At 62.8% G+C, this 14,841-nt stretch carries 12 protein-coding genes; 8 read left to right on the top strand and 4 right to left on the bottom strand.

Annotated features, from left to right (window positions below; genetic code table 11):
• Positions 1 to 88: 88 nt before the first annotated feature.
• Entirely contained in the window at positions 89 to 553 is a 465-nt protein-coding gene (locus ACHWUQ_RS09750; RefSeq protein WP_239809033.1) for a LapA family protein, read from the bottom strand.
• Between the two features lie 160 nt (positions 554 to 713).
• Positions 714 to 2,714, bottom strand: coding sequence for an acetate--CoA ligase (gene acs, locus ACHWUQ_RS09745; protein WP_394681006.1), 2,001 nt, complete (start codon positions 2,712 to 2,714; stop codon positions 714 to 716).
• A 30-nt stretch (positions 2,715 to 2,744) separates the two neighbouring features.
• On the opposite strand from acs, the gene ACHWUQ_RS09740 reads away from it, so the two are divergent.
• The 7 genes from ACHWUQ_RS09740 (at position 2,745) to ACHWUQ_RS09710 (ending at position 9,928) form a co-directional block, all read left to right on the top strand.
• Complete coding sequence (locus ACHWUQ_RS09740) at positions 2,745 to 2,945, top strand: hypothetical protein (RefSeq protein WP_394681005.1); 201 nt, start codon at positions 2,745 to 2,747, stop codon at positions 2,943 to 2,945.
• 108 nt (positions 2,946 to 3,053) lie between these two features.
• On the top strand, positions 3,054 to 3,656 hold the full coding sequence (locus ACHWUQ_RS09735; RefSeq protein WP_133857855.1) for a TIGR00645 family protein: 603 nt from the start codon (positions 3,054 to 3,056) through the stop codon (positions 3,654 to 3,656).
• Positions 3,657 to 4,502: 846 nt separating this feature from the next.
• A complete protein-coding gene (gene proV / locus ACHWUQ_RS09730) occupies positions 4,503 to 5,807 on the top strand; it encodes a glycine betaine/L-proline ABC transporter ATP-binding protein ProV (RefSeq protein WP_394681004.1) in 1,305 nt (434 codons plus the stop codon).
• On the top strand, positions 5,804 to 7,078 hold the full coding sequence (gene proW, locus ACHWUQ_RS09725; RefSeq protein WP_394681003.1) for a glycine betaine/L-proline ABC transporter permease ProW: 1,275 nt from the start codon (positions 5,804 to 5,806) through the stop codon (positions 7,076 to 7,078). Before proV ends, proW begins: the two co-directional genes overlap by 4 nt.
• 162 nt (positions 7,079 to 7,240) lie before the next feature.
• Positions 7,241 to 8,248 carry a glycine betaine/L-proline ABC transporter substrate-binding protein ProX gene (gene proX, locus ACHWUQ_RS09720; RefSeq protein ID WP_313332331.1) on the top strand — a complete coding sequence of 336 codons (1,008 nt, stop codon included), beginning with the start codon at positions 7,241 to 7,243 and terminating at the stop codon, positions 8,246 to 8,248.
• A 234-nt stretch (positions 8,249 to 8,482) separates the two neighbouring features.
• Positions 8,483 to 9,496: a glycine betaine/L-proline ABC transporter substrate-binding protein ProX gene (gene proX / locus ACHWUQ_RS09715; protein ID WP_394681002.1), complete on the top strand. Its 1,014-nt coding sequence runs from the start codon at positions 8,483 to 8,485 to the stop codon at positions 9,494 to 9,496.
• A 111-nt stretch (positions 9,497 to 9,607) separates the two neighbouring features.
• On the top strand, positions 9,608 to 9,928 hold the full coding sequence (locus ACHWUQ_RS09710; protein WP_239809040.1) for a YkgJ family cysteine cluster protein: 321 nt from the start codon (positions 9,608 to 9,610) through the stop codon (positions 9,926 to 9,928).
• Positions 9,929 to 9,957: 29 nt separating this feature from the next.
• Here ACHWUQ_RS09710 and rtcA read toward each other — a convergent pair whose 3' ends face one another.
• On the bottom strand, positions 9,958 to 11,028 hold the full coding sequence (gene rtcA, locus ACHWUQ_RS09705) for an RNA 3'-terminal phosphate cyclase (RefSeq protein ID WP_394681001.1): 1,071 nt from the start codon (positions 11,026 to 11,028) through the stop codon (positions 9,958 to 9,960).
• Between the two features lie 91 nt (positions 11,029 to 11,119).
• Positions 11,120 to 12,337: an RtcB family protein gene (locus ACHWUQ_RS09700; RefSeq protein ID WP_230774756.1), complete on the bottom strand. Its 1,218-nt coding sequence runs from the start codon at positions 12,335 to 12,337 to the stop codon at positions 11,120 to 11,122.
• A 298-nt stretch (positions 12,338 to 12,635) separates the two neighbouring features.
• Between ACHWUQ_RS09700 and rtcR the strand changes: the two genes are divergently transcribed.
• Complete coding sequence (gene rtcR / locus ACHWUQ_RS09695) at positions 12,636 to 14,252, top strand: RNA repair transcriptional activator RtcR (RefSeq protein ID WP_394681000.1); 1,617 nt, start codon at positions 12,636 to 12,638, stop codon at positions 14,250 to 14,252.
• Positions 14,253 to 14,841 lie beyond the last annotated feature (589 nt).

Genomic DNA, 14,841 nt, shown 5'->3' with positions numbered 1-14,841 from the left:
ACAACCCATCGCATGCAGGTTGGGCGCTACCGGCCCAAGCAAAAAAACCACCTTGCAAGGTGGTTTTTTTGTGGCGTGCGGCAGCGGTTTAGAAGCTATTGCGCGGCGGCTCGACCTGGCGCATGCGGTCCTCGATCTGGCCCAGGTAGGCGGCATTGCTGTTGTCCGACTCCTGGGCGCGGGCCACCAGGTGCGATTCCAGCTCTGCCAACCGCGCCATCAGTGCGGACTGCCCGGCCACATGCTGGCTCTCCAGCACCTGGCGCAGTTCGGTAAAGCGGGAGGCCTCGGCCTTGTCGGCCAGCTCACGCTGGGCCGTCATCTCCTTGTTGTGGCGGCGCGCCTCCAGCATGACGGAGCCCTGCAGGGACAGCACATAGGCGATGAAGATCACGCAAAGCAGGACGGTGAGCGCCAACATCAACACACCCAGCGGTGCATGGATGGTGGTCAGGCCCAGGTTGACTTCCGACGGGGTGGACAGCACCTCCCAGTTGAGGGCTGCCAGACCGCCGATGAGCACGGCGATGATGAGAAGAAGAATGCTGCGCATAGTGGAATTTGATGGCATGGATAGAACGCATAGACCATAGCACGGTCCAGACGTCCCGGCTTGTCAGCCAATGCTGGCAAATTTCCACCCGTTCTTCAGCGTTAACAACGCGTTGGCGCGCCGGGGAGTACCGGCGCGCCACATTGTTGACATTGGGCGATCAGTGCGTATCGGACAGCTGGTCGAGGATCGCCGGGTTCTCCAAGGTGGAGGTGTCCTGCGTGATCGCCTCGCCCTTGGCGATCGAGCGCAGCAGGCGGCGCATGATCTTGCCCGAACGGGTCTTGGGCAGGTTGTCGCCAAAACGGATGTCCTTGGGCTTGGCGATCGGGCCAATTTCCTTGGCCACCCAGTCGCGCAGCTCCTTGGCAATCTGCTTGGCTTCGTCGCCGGTGGGACGCGAGCGCTTGAGCACGACAAAGGCGCAGATCGCCTCGCCGGTCATGTCGTCGGGCCGGCCCACCACGGCCGCCTCGGCCACGAGGTCGGTCTTGGCGACCAGTGCCGATTCGATTTCCATCGTGCCCATGCGGTGGCCCGAGACATTGAGCACATCGTCAATGCGGCCGGTGATGCGGAAATAGCCGGTCTTGGCATCGCGCACCGCGCCGTCACCGGCCAGGTAGATGCTGCCGCCCATTTCTTCGGGGAAATAGGCTTTCTTGAAGCGCTCGGGGTCGTTCCAGATCGTGCGGATCATCGACGGCCAGGGCTTGCTGATCACGAGGATACCGCCGGTGCCGTTGGGCAGTTCCTTGCCGGTTTCGTCCACGATCTGGGCCATGATGCCCGGCAGCGGCAGGGTGCAGGAGCCAGGCACCAGCGGCGTGGCGCCAGGCAGCGGCGTGATCACATGGCCGCCGTTCTCCGTTTGCCAGAAGGTATCGACAATCGGGCAGCGCTCGCCGCCGATGTTCCGGTAGTACCACATCCAGGCTTCGGGGTTGATCGGCTCGCCGACCGAGCCCAGAATGCGCAGGCTGCCCAGGTTCCAGTTGCGCGGGTGCACCTTGTCGTCCGAATCTGCCGCCTTGATCAGCGAGCGGATGGCTGTGGGCGCGGTGTAGAAGATGGAGACGCCATGGCGCTCGATCATCTGCCAGAAGCGGCCGGCATTGGGGAAGGTGGGCACGCCTTCGAACACCACCTGGGTCGCGCCAGCGGCCAGCGGGCCGTAGGCAATATAGGTGTGGCCGGTGATCCAGCCGATATCGGCCGTGCACCAGAACACGTCGCTGGGCTGCAGGTCGAAGGTCCACTCCATCGTCATCTTGGCCCAGAGGATGTAGCCGCCGCTGGCATGCTGCACGCCCTTGGGTTTGCCGGTGGAGCCGCTGGTGTACAGAATGAACAGCGGGTGCTCGGCATGCACCGGCACCGGCGCGCATTCCTTGCTCTGGCCGGCCAGCGCCTCGCCGAAGCTCACATCCCGGCCTTCGACCTTGTTCCAGGCCGTGGCGGTGCGCTCAAACACCAGCACTTTCTTGACGGTATCGCAGCCACCCATGGCCAGCGCATCGTCGACAATCGCCTTGAGCGGCAACTCCTTGCCGCCGCGCATCTGGTAGTTGGCCGTGATGATCAGCACGGCACCGGCATCGATGACGCGCTCATTGACCGCCTTGGCCGAGAAACCGCCGAACACCACCGAATGGGTGGCACCAATGCGTGCGCAGGCCTGCATCGCCACAATGCCCTCGACGGTCATCGGCATGTAGATCAGCACCCGGTCGCCCTTTTGCACGCCCTGGGCCTTGAGCGCATTGGCGAAGGTGCTGACCTTGTCCAGCAGTTCGCGGTAGGTGATCTTGGTCACCTGGCCATCGTCGGCTTCAAAGATGATGGCCGTCTTGTTCTCCACCGGCGTGCCGATGTGCTTGTCCAGGCAGTTGGCGCTGACGTTCAGCTCGCCATCCTGGAACCACTTGAAGAATGGCGGCGTGCTCTGGTCCAGCACTTCGGTGAAAGGCCGGGTCCACTGCACATGCGCGCGGGCGCGTTGGGCCCAGAAGCCTTCGAAGTCGGCCTCGGCCTCGGCGCACAGCGCCTGGTAGGCCTCCATGCTGCCGACGCGGGCCGTGGCAGACAGGCTGGCAGGTGGGGGGAAAACACGGTTCTCGACCAGAACGGATTCAATCGTTCCTTGGGCTGGGGCTGTCATGGGTGGGTCTCCTTTGCAAACATTGTAGGTATGAAAATCGTTGCTACTGTGGACCGGCGCACTTACATGCGTCTGACAGCAGCCTGCGCGCCCGGCGTCGTCGCAGAGCAATTCATAGTCAAAAACAACCAACCTATCGAAGTGACGAATTTTGCCAATCGCGCTGCGCAAGACCCAGGCGGCTCGCTACAATCCGCGTCGCTCTTTTGGCTGCATCTGCGCCATCGGTGAGCCAGCACGCAGGTAGACAGGCTGGTATCCGTTTCACCGATGGAAGATCCAACAACGCATTCCAACGCACCGCAGCCCGGCAGCGTCTTCTCCACTTCCTCCTCCATCATGTCTCTGCCTCAAAATGCTCCTTTGCGCCCCTTGCCGGCGCTGATTTTTGCCAGCCGCTGGCTGCAACTGCCGCTTTACCTGGGACTGATCGTTGCCCAGCTGGTGTATGTCTGGCATTTCCTGGTCGAGTTGCTGCACCTGGTTGAAGCTGCCTTTGGCAGCGATACCGCGCTGCGCATCCTCGTCACCTCGGTGGGCTATTCGCCCGATGTCCAGATCACCGCCCTCAACGAGACCATCATCATGCTGGTGGTGCTCGGCCTCATCGATGTGGTGATGATCTCCAACCTGCTGATCATGGTGATCGTCGGCGGCTACGAGACCTTTGTCAGCCGCATGCACCTCAACCGCCATCCGGACCAGCCCGAATGGCTGGGCCATGTGAATGCCTCGGTGCTCAAGGTCAAGCTGGGCCTGTCCATCATCGGCATCAGCTCCATTCACCTGCTCAAAACCTTTATCAATGCGCCCAATTACAGCGAGAAGGTGCTGATGTGGCAGACCATCATCCACGTGGTGTTCCTGCTGTCGGCGCTGGCCATTGCCTGGACTGACCGCATCCTGCACCCCGCAGGCCCTGGCCACAAGGATAGCCATTGATCCAGCAGCCGCTGCGTGCATCCCTCCAGCCCCGCCCCTGCGGGGCTTTTTCATGGGCGCTTGGGCGATCCGGATTGGCGAAATATTCCTACACAGCAGCCGCATGGTTTCGGATATCGGTAGTTATTTACCCTTAAAAGACAGCATTCACAGCACAAGCAACGTGACCGGTACGCAATTGCCAGAATCAGGGTCTTTCACAGACAGATCTTGCATAAAATTGAAACCAAATGTGTTTTGCATCGTCGAAACCCCGACCGCTTGATCCGACCATATTTGGTTTTTTGTTGCTATTAAAAACGGAGCATCACAGAAATCAGATGCTGCAAATAGGCGCTTAGCAATGCCCAATTCGCCCGGATGAAACCCGCTTTTTTTGACTTCTATATTTCCAATACGTATACTTAAGGAATGTTTTACAACCTGCAACGCAGGTAATCCGTGCCTTTCTGACAGGCGCGGATCGTCTCCGTCGGGTCTTTGGCGCCATGCCAGAGTCCGTCAACAGGCCGGCATCTACCCGGCCCTGATGCCCCGGCGCGGTGGCCTTTTTACAGTGTCCGCCGCGCTCGCGTGATTGAAACGATCGGGTTTCAATGCGCACGAGAGACCCTGTACCTGGCTCGACCCTGGAGCCCTTCGCTGCTGGCATGCATGCCCGGTACAGGCAGAAATTGTTGGTCACATTGTGTGTCCTGCCCACGAGGGCTTGCCATGGCGGTCGCTTTGACCGCCAGGCGCAGCTATCGGCATCAGGGTTGAGAGATTGACGGTCCCGTGCTGGACGACGCCCCTTTGTGGGCGTTTTCAGCGTTGTAGCCACTACAACTTAGGGAGGAGCCAGCGATGGCCAAACAAATCCGTATCGAGCACGTCTTCAAGGTGTTCGGAGATTCCCCCAAAGCCGCACTGGAGCTGGTGCGCAAAGGCGCCACCAAGCAAGAAGTCATGGAGAAGACCGGCAACTCCATCGGCGTGTTTGACGCCAACTTCACCATCGAAGCCGGTGAGATCTTTGTCGTCATGGGCCTGTCGGGCTCGGGCAAATCCACCCTGGTGCGCATGCTCAACCGCCTGATCGAGCCCACCAGCGGCGCCATCGTCGTCGATGGCCAGGACATCAACCAGCTATCGGACAGCAAGCTGCGCGCGCTGCGCCGCAAGGACATCTCGATGGTGTTCCAGTCCTTTGCGCTGATGCCCCACCTGACCGTGGTCGAGAACACTGCGTTTGGCCTGGAGCTGGCCGGCGTCAAGCGTGAAGAACGCCTTGCTGCGGCTGAGCAGGCGCTGGAGCAGGTGGGCCTGGCCGGCTGGGGCGCGAGCTACCCCGATGAGCTGTCTGGCGGCATGCAGCAGCGTGTGGGCCTGGCCCGCGCGCTGGCATCCGATCCCTCGATCCTGCTGATGGACGAGGCCTTCTCAGCGCTCGATCCCATCATCCGTACCGAAATGCAGTCCGAGCTGATGCGCCTGCAGGAAATCAAGCGCCGCACCATCGTCTTCATCTCACACGATCTGGACGAGGCCATGCGCATTGGTGACCGCATCGCCATCATGAAGGACGGCATGGTCCAGCAGGTCGGCACCCCCGATGACATTCTGCGCAACCCGGCCAACGAGTATGTGCGCGCCTTTATCCAGGGCGTGGATGCCGCAGCGGTTTTCAAGGCCGCCGATATCGCCCGGCGCGGGATCACCATCGTCAAGGAAAGCGACCAGCGCGGCGCCCGTGCCGCGATGCAGCTGCTGCAGGACGAGGACCGGGATTTTGCCTACATCGTCTCGCCCCGCAAGCAGTACCTGGGCACGGTCTCGACCGAGTCCTTGCGCAATGCCTTGAAGGGCCATGTGGGCCCATTGGGTCTGCAACATGCCTACTTGGACAAGGTCGAGCCGATTGCCGAAGACGCGCTAGTGGCCGATCTGTTTGGCCAGGTGGCACAGGCGCCCTGCCCGCTGCCGGTGCTGCGCGCCGATGGCCGCTTTGTCGGCGCGATCAGCAAGAACACGCTGCTGCGCTTCCTGGACCGCGACACGCCCCCTGTGCCGCCCACGGACCCCGCCGTGATCGCCATGCAAGCGGCCACAGAGGCCGCTGCCGCTGAAGCCGCCAATACCGACAACAACGACAACAGGAGTGCCGCATGAGTACCGACAACACAATGACCATCGCCCAGAACACTGCCGCTGCCGACCCTTGGGCCGATACCGCATCGGCCAGCTCGAGCGCGGCCACCGCCTGGACCGGCACTGACGCCGCCAGCACCCCGGCACCCGCCGCTGTGAGCGATGACCCCTGGCAGGCGGTTGGCAATGTCTCGGGCAATACCGACTGGCTGGGCGGCCCCGACGCCGTGGGCCAAACCGCCGATGCCGCTCAAGCCACTGCGCAGCATGCGCAAGTCGCCCACGACAGCGGTTTTCATCTGAGCCAGCTCTGGGACGGCAGCCTGCCGGTACAGGACTGGATCAACACCGGCCTGACCTGGGTCGTGGCCAATTTCCGCCCCTTCTTCCAGACCGTGCGCGCGCCGATTGACGGCACGCTCACGGGCGTGGAGCATTTTCTGACCGCCATCCCCATGCTCGCGATGGTGGCCATTCTGGCACTGATCGCTTGGCAATTTGCCGGCGGCGCCCTGGCCATTGGGGCCGTGGTGTCGCTGCTGGTCATCGGCATGCTGGGTATCTGGCACGAGGCCATGGTCACCCTGTCGCTGGTGCTGACCTCGCTGGCGTTCTGCATCATCATCGGCCTGCCGCTGGGCATTTTGCTGGCCAGCAGCGACCGTGCGCAGAAGTTCTTCCGCCCGGTGCTCGATGCCATGCAGACCACCCCGGCCTTTGTCTACCTGGTGCCGGTGGTGATGCTGTTCGGCATTGGCAATGTGCCTGGCGTGGTGGTGACCATTGTGTTTGCGCTGCCACCGCTGGTGCGCCTGACCAACCTGGGTATCCGCCAGGTGCGCCCTGACCTGATCGAAGCCAGCCGTGCCTATGGCGCCTCGCCGCTGCAACTGCTGTGGAAGGTGCAGCTGCCGCTGTCGATGCCCTCGATCATGGCCGGCATCAACCAGTCGCTGATGCTGTCGCTGTCGATGGTGGTGATTGCCTCGATGATCGCCGTGGGCGGTCTGGGCCAGATGGTGCTGCGCGGTATCGGCCGCCTGGACATGGGCCTGGCCACCGTCGGCGGCCTGGGCATTGTGCTGCTCGCCATTCTGCTGGACCGCATCACCCAGGCGATGGGCCAACCCCGCCGTGGCGTGCGCCACTGGTGGCAAACCGGCCCGGCCGGCATCATCGCCCGCGCCCTGCACAAGCCAGAAGCCAGCCCTGCACCCAAGCCCCTGCCTCAGCCAGCGGCCCAAAAGCAGGCGCAGACGCAGCCCGGCCAGGACGCCGTGCCTGCCGCCTAGGCCCAGCCAGGGCAGCCGCCACCGCTGGCTGCCCTGCCCGCCCGCTTGGCCCCATTTGCACATTGATCGGCGGCGCGCACTGCGCCAGCGCCGAACCCCTAACAAGGAGCATCCATGACATTCACCACCCACTCCTGGCAGGCCTTCGCAGCCCCGACCCGCATGGTCAAGAGCCTGCTGGCCACCAGCCTGCTGGCCGCTGGCCTGGCTGCCGCCGGCCATGCGATGGCCCAGGATCTGCCCGGCAAGGGCATCAAGGTCCAGCCACTGCAAAGCTCGATCGCCGAAGAAACCTTCCAGACGCTGCTGGTCAACAAGGCCATGGAAAAGCTCGGCTATGAGGTGCTGCCCATCCGCGAGGTGGAATACGCCACCGCCCACGTCGCCATCGGCAACGGCGACGCCACCTACATGGCCGACCACTGGGATCCGCTGCAGGCCGACTTCTACAAGAACGCCGGCGGCGCCGACAAGCTCTACCGCGAAGGCGAGTACTCGACCAGTGCCGTGCAAGGCTATCTGATCGACAAGAAGACGGCCGACGAGCACAAGATCACCAATATCGAGCAGCTCAAGGACCCGAAGATTGCCAAGCTGTTTGACACCGATGGCGACGGCAAGGCCGACCTGACCGGTTGCACCCCCGGCTGGGGTTGCGAAGGCGCGATCGAGCACCAGCTGACCGCCTACCACCTGCGCGATACCGTCACCCATGTGCAAGGCACCTACGCCGCGCTGATGGCCGACACCATCGCCCGCTACAAGTCCGGCAAGCCCATCCTGTACTACACCTGGACGCCCTACTGGGTCAGCGCCGAGCTGCGCCCCGGCCGCGATGTCGTCTGGCTGCAGGTACCGTTTACCGCACTGCCGGGCAACCAGGCCGATCTGAAGACCGCGCTGCCCAATGGCAAGAACTATGGCTTCCCGCTGAACACCCAGAAGATCGTCGCCAACAAGCAATTTGCCGAAGCCAACCCTGCGGCCGCCAAGCTGTTTGCGATCATGAAACTGCCGGTCTCCGACATCAACGCCCAGAACCTGGCGATGAAGGAAGGCCAGAACAAGCCTGCCGACATAGAGCGCCATGCCGATGGCTGGATCAAGGCCCACCAGGCAGAGTTTGACGGCTGGATCAAGACGGCGCTGGACGCCGCCAAGGCCCAGTAAGTCTGCAGCACCGATCGCCCGGCAGCTTCTGGCCGGGCCGGTGCCTCCCCTCGGGGCATGTCGCCATGCCCACCGGTGCAGCGCCAGCGCTGCCCGCCACCCAGCCGTCCCGCAAGTTGCACACCCATCACCCGCCACCACCGGCCGGGCCTGGCGCCGTCTTGCCCCCAGGGCTGCCCATGTTCCCTCTCGGTGCGCGCCCTGCGCATCGCGTTTCAATCCAAGGAGAAGACCATGACCTATAAAAACCGCCTCAATCGCCCGATCCACCTGGCCTGCGCCGCCGCCATCGCGTTGATGGCCTGGGGCCCCGCCGCCCAGGCGCAAGACCTGCCTGGCAAGGGCAAGGATCTGCTGCCCCTGCTGGGCACCGTCGATGAAGAGCTGTTCCAGACCCTGATCGTGTCGCGCGCGCTGGAAAAGCTCGGCTACACCGTGAAGGACCCCAAGGGACTGGAGAACGGCACCGAGCACGTTGTCGTCGGCCAGGGCGATGCCACCTTCATGGCCAACCACTGGATTCCGCTGCACCAGGAGTTTTATGAGCGCAATGGCGGCGCCAAGGTCTTCTACCGCGAAGGCATGTTCTCGACCAATGCCGCCCAGGGCTACCTGATCGACAAGAAAACGGCCGAGAAGTACAAGATCACCGACATCATGCAGCTCAAGGATCCCAAGATCGCCAAGCTGTTTGACACCGATGGCGATGGCAAGGCCGATCTGACCGGTTGCAACCCTGGCTGGGGCTGCGAGCTGGCGATCAACAAGCACCTCAAGGGCCTGGGTCTGGAAGGCAGCGTGACCCACCGCCAGGGCAACTATGCGGCGCTGATTGCCGACACCATCGCGCGCTACCAATCCGGCAAGCCGGTGCTCTACTATGTCTGGACCCCCTACTGGGTCAACGGCGTGCTCAAGCCCGGCCAGGATGTTGTCTGGCTGCAGGTGCCCAATGTTCCCAATGCCAAGGGCGATGACGACACCCGCCTGCCCAATGGCAAGAACTATGGCTTCAAGGTGAACAACCAGTACATCCTCGCGAACAAAAAATGGACGGATGCCAACCCGGCCGCCGCCAAGCTGTTTGCGCTGATGCAGGTGCCCATTGAGGACATCACCGCGCAGAACCTGCTGATGCGCAACGGCGAAAACAAGACTGCCGACATCCAGCGCCATGCCGACGCCTGGATCAAGAACCACCAGGCCAAGTTTGACGGCTGGATCAAGCAAGCGCTGGCCGCCAAGTAAGCCTGGCGCCTGCCGCACCGCCCCGAGCCCGCTGACCAGCGGGCTTTTTTTGTGGCGCTCGGCGGCGCAAAACTACAATACCGGCCAAACAACGCTCAGCGCCCACGCCCGATGACCCACCCCTGCCTCAGTTGCGGCGCCTGCTGCGCCAGCTTTCGCGTTGATTTTTCAGTCCATGAATGCGACAGCAACGGCGGCCGCGTGCCATCGGGGCTGGCTGAAGAGGTGAACGAGAGCACCTGCCGCATGCGCGGCACCGACTATGCGCGCCCGCGCTGCGCGGCCTTGACCGGCACCATTGGCCAGCAAGCCGCCTGCGGCATTTATGAATGGCGCCCCTCCCCCTGCCGGGAGTTTGCAGCAGGCAGCGAGGCCTGCAACAAGGCGCGCGTACGCCATGGCATGCAGGCGCTGGAAGGCGGGCTGTACTAGCCTACCCGCCAACGCCCCCATGCACGGCGCTACAGCGGCGCGATGCGCACCACCGGCGCACTGGCCGTTTCGATCGACATGCGCAGCGGCAAGAACTGCGCAATCACCGCCATATTGCTGTGCAGGTGCTCGGTCGCCTCGCTGCAGCTGAAGGCTGCCGGCTGGCCGCTTTGCCATACCGCCAGCGCCTGCAGCAGCAACAGCTGGTCGGCCAGGTAGGCGCAGACAGCGGCATCGGGCTTCTTCTGGTAATCGCGCAGGTCCTGGCAGAGCTTGCGCGCCACCGCTTCGGACGACACCCCGTGCGCGCCCAGGCCCCAGAACAGCTCGGTGACATGGTCATAGCGCAACGTGGCCTGCAGCAGATTGCCCGGGCCCTCTTCCTGGCTCACCGGCAGCAGCTCCATCGCACGCCGGTCCCAGCCCGTCAGCCGCGCCAGCTCGTCGAACTCGCGCATGGCCACGCCACGCGGCACGGCCGCGCAGACCGCCTCCACCGACACATGCTGCAGCATGCCGCGCGCCAGCAGATCAAAAGGCTGCAGCCCTTGCGCTGCCGGGCTGATGCAGGCGAGCGCCTCGCCACCGCCTGCCGGGTAAAAGCCATAGCGGCGCAGCCGCAGGTCCAGCCCCGCACCCATGCGTGCCACCAAGGGCGCATAGGCGCGATCGATGAAGTGGAAGTTGGGCGCCAGCGGGTTGTGCGTGCCACCCGACAACTGCACTGTGCTGACAGCATCGGCCATCAGCAACGCTGGCAGCACCGTCTGCAACACCAGCATCGCACTGCCCGCGCCGGAGATCGGGAAGCGGTAGTCCCCGGCCTTGAGCGCCGCCGGCGCAAACTGCAGCGCCGTCACGCCTGCGCCGATGGGCGACAGCTGGGCATCGCTGATGGTCTGCGCCGCCTGCACACAGGCCAGGTGCTGGCGCATCAGCCCTGGCTTGGAGCGCTTGGCCCGGATGCTGTGCATCGCCAGCGGTCTTTGCGTGATGACCGACAGCGCCAGCGCCGTGCGCAGAATCTGGCCGCCCCCCTCGCCTTGCGAGCCGTCGATCTCGACCAGGCCCTTTTCTATTAAATGGGTTGAAAATTGCATTGGAATAAGTCCCTCTCTCTTGTTCTTATAGTGCGGCTCAAGGCCCGGGAAGCCCAGCATCCAACCAATGCTGCGGCTCCCGGGTCGCACTCTACCCCTTCACACACACCACCTGCTTGAGCGTGTACACCACCTCCACCAAGTCGCTCTGCGCCGCCATCACCGCGTCGATGTCCTTGTAGGCCATGGGGATCTCATCAATCACCTCGGCGTCCTTTCGGCATTCCACCCCTTCGGTGGCGCGCTTCTGGTCCTCGACGGTGAACAGCTTCTTGGCCTTGGTCCGGCTCATCGTGCGACCGGCACCGTGGCTGCAGCTGTTGAAGCTTTCGGGGTTACCTTTACCGCGCACGATAAAGCTCTTGGCCCCCATGCTTCCCGGGATGATCCCCAGCTCGCCCTGGCGTGCGCTCACCGCGCCCTTGCGGGTCACAAACACCTCCTGGCCAAAGTGCGTTTCGCGTTGCACATAGTTGTGGTGGCAGTTCACCGCCTCCAGGTGCGTCTCGAACGGTTTGGTAATCACCTTTTTCAGCGCGTGGATCACGCGGACCATCATCACCTCGCGGTTGGCACGCGCAAACTTTTGCGCCCAACCCACCGCTTTGACATAGTCCCCAAAGTAGGCAGCGCCTTCTTCAAAATAGGCCAGGTCCTTATCGGGCAGGTTGCGCTGGTGCAGCTCGGCATCCTTCTTGGCCAGCTCGATGAAGTGGGTGCCAATGGCGTTCCCCACCCCGCGCGAGCCCGAGTGCAGCATGATCCACACCGCCTGGTTTTCGTCCAGGCAGACTTCGATGAAGTGGTTACCGGTTCCCAGGGTTCCCAGGTGCTTGTAGTTGTTGGTGTTCTTGATGCGTGGGTGCGCTTCGCAGATCTCCTCGAACTCCTTCACCAGCCCTGTCCAGGCGGCATCGGTTTCCTCAGGCGGCGTCTCCCAGCTCCCCTTGTCGCGGCCATAGCGCTTGGGCGTCATGCCCACCGGCACAGCCCGCTCGATCGCAGCGCGGATCGGCGCCAGGTTGTCGGGCAGATCGCTGGCCGTCAACGTGGTCTTGCAGGCCATCATTCCGCAACCCAGGTCCACCCCCACCGCGGCCGGGATGATGGCCTTGAGCGTAGGCACCACCGAGCCGATAGTGGCACCAATCCCCAAGTGCACATCAGGCATCACTGCCACATGCTTGAACACCACCGGCAGGCGCGAAATATTGGCCAGCTGGTTCTGCGCTTCGGCCTCGACCGGCACGCCATTGGTCCACATCTTGATCGGCACGCCATTGGGTACTTGTCGTTGTTCGTAGGTCATGTTGTTCCCTGTTCTTTCTTCTGTGTCTGTGTGGGCTTGCGCAGTTGCGTCCTGGCCCCGTCCGGTGGGAAAGCAGGATCCTCGCCCTGCTTTCCCCGACTCACGCCACGTGGCGCTTGCCATCTTATTTGCCAGAAGCGTGCCAACTCTGTTCCATTGCTGAAATTTTTCATCAAGCCATTGAATTGAATGGAATTTTTTAAGATATGTGCTCTCAACCTACAGTAACTATTTTTAGAAAAAATAGCTACATAGCTAGAGATATTAGAATTAAAGCTAATTCATTCCGACCGATCTTATGAAACCCATCACCGTCATCGGCTTTCTCGGCACCCAGCTCGACAGCGGGCGCGGCGCGGGCCGCTGGAGCAAATGGCGGCCCTCGGTCGCGATTACCCAGCATGAAGACATGGTGGTGGCCCGCATGGAGCTGCTCTACACGCGCTCGCATGTGGACCTGGCCCGGCTGGTGCAAAAAGACATCGCCACGGTCAGCCCCGAGACCGAAGTGAACCTGGTGGAGCTGCCGATCCGCGACCCCTGGGACTTTGAAGAGGTCTACGGCGCGCTCTATGACTGGACCAGCAGCTACCCCTTCGACAGCGACCAGGCCCAGTACTGGCTCAACATCACCACGGGCACCCATGTGGCGCAGATCTGCCTGTTCCTGCTGGCGGAATCCCGCGCGATACCCGGCGTGATCCTGCAGGCCTCACCGCCCAAGCGACAGATCGATGGCGCGGCGGGCAACTATGCGCTGATCGATCTGGACCTGTCGCGCTACGATGCGCTGGCCACCCGCCATGCCCAGGCCCAGCAGGATGCGGTCGCCTTTCTCAAAAGCCATATCCCCACCCGCAACCCCCGCTTCAACCAGCTGATCGCCGAGATCGAGCAGGTGGCAGGCCGCTCCCAGGCCCCCATGCTGCTGGTGGGCCCGACGGGCGCGGGCAAGTCCTTTCTGGCGCGCCGCATGTACGAGCTGAAAAAGGCCCGCCACCAGATCAGCGGCGCCTTTGTCGAGGTGAACTGCGCCACCTTGCGCGGCGACAGCGCCGCCAGCACCTTGTTCGGCCACAAGAAAGGGGCGTTCACCGGCGCTGCCGCCGAGCGCGCCGGCCTGCTGCGCACCGCAGACCAGGGCCTGCTCTTCCTCGACGAAATCGGCGAGCTGGGGGCCGACGAGCAGGCCATGCTGCTGATGGCGATCGAGGAAAAGCGCTTCTACCCGATGGGCTCGGACAAGGAGGTGAGCAGCGACTTCCAGCTGATAGCCGGCACCAACCGCGACCTGCGCCTGGAGGTAGCAGCCGGCCGCTTTCGCGAAGACCTGTTCGCCCGCATCAACCTCTGGACCTACAACCTGCCCGGCCTGGCCCAGCGCAGCGAAGACATCGAGCCCAACATCGACCACCTGCTGGTGCAGCACGCCCAGCAAACCCACCGCACCGAGCGCTTCAACGCCGAGGCGCGCAAGCGCTACCTGCAGTTCGCCCAGAGCCCACAGGCGCTGTGGAGCGGCAACTTCCGCGATCTGCATGCGAGCGTGACGCGGCTGGCTACGCTGTCTACCAGTGGCCGCATCACCGAGGACCAGGTGGAGGCGGAGATTGGTCGGCTGCAATGGCTGTGGCAGCGGCCGGAGGCTGTGGCTTCGTCTGTCGATGCTTCTGCTGACGTGGCGCTGGAGGCCTTGTTGCCTGGTGATGCCATTGAGGCGATGGATTTGTTTGACCGGATGCAGTTGGCGTCGGTGGTGCGGGTGTGTCGTGCGTCTAGCAGTTTGTCGGAGGCGGGGAGGCAGTTGTTTCAGGCTTCGCGGGCGCAGCGGGCGGTGTTGAATGATGCGGATCGGTTGCGCAAGTATTTGCAGAAGTTTGGATTGAGTTGGGATGTGGTTTGTTCTGCTCGTTGAGCTGGCTGCTCTGCTTTATTGATACTTTTTAGCGACTGCTGTTTGGTTGAATTTTGCTGGCCAGATTTCGCTCGGCGGGCGATTTCTGCGCTCTGCCTTGCTACTGGCCAAGTGCAGTTCTTGCTTATGCATATGCCTGCGGCGCTGCTTGGTTTTGCTGGCCGGATTTCGCCCGGCGGGCGAGGTACTTTTCTTGGCGACCAAGAAAAGTACCCAAAAGAAGGTCGCCCTGCTGCTTGCGACCCTTCGCGTTGCGAAGGGCAACCTGTGTCGTGGCGTTTGTGGGGTGTGCCGCGAAACTCTCTACGCGCCAAGGCGCTCCGTTCGAACAGACGCGGCAAGCTAGTTCACGATGCACTGGCACTCTTCGGTGCCAGTGCCACCCCACAAACACCACGCCCCAGGCGCATGCAAAAGGGGAATGCGAACAACCCAACAGCCAAATGCCAGTAGGCCATCGCTGCGCTCGGCCCACCAAACAGGCCGAGCGCAGCGATGGCCCATGTCTGCTCAACCCCTTCTGAATGCGCCGAGGAGCACAGGGCATGGGCTGGGCAGTTGCACCGCAGAGTGCAACTGCTTCGTGAAC

Origin of the sequence: uncultured Comamonas sp., assembly GCF_964277875.1 — a bacterium.
GTDB lineage: Bacteria > Pseudomonadota > Gammaproteobacteria > Burkholderiales > Burkholderiaceae_C > Comamonas > Comamonas sediminis.
This window is presented reverse-complemented; position numbering and strand designations above follow the sequence as displayed.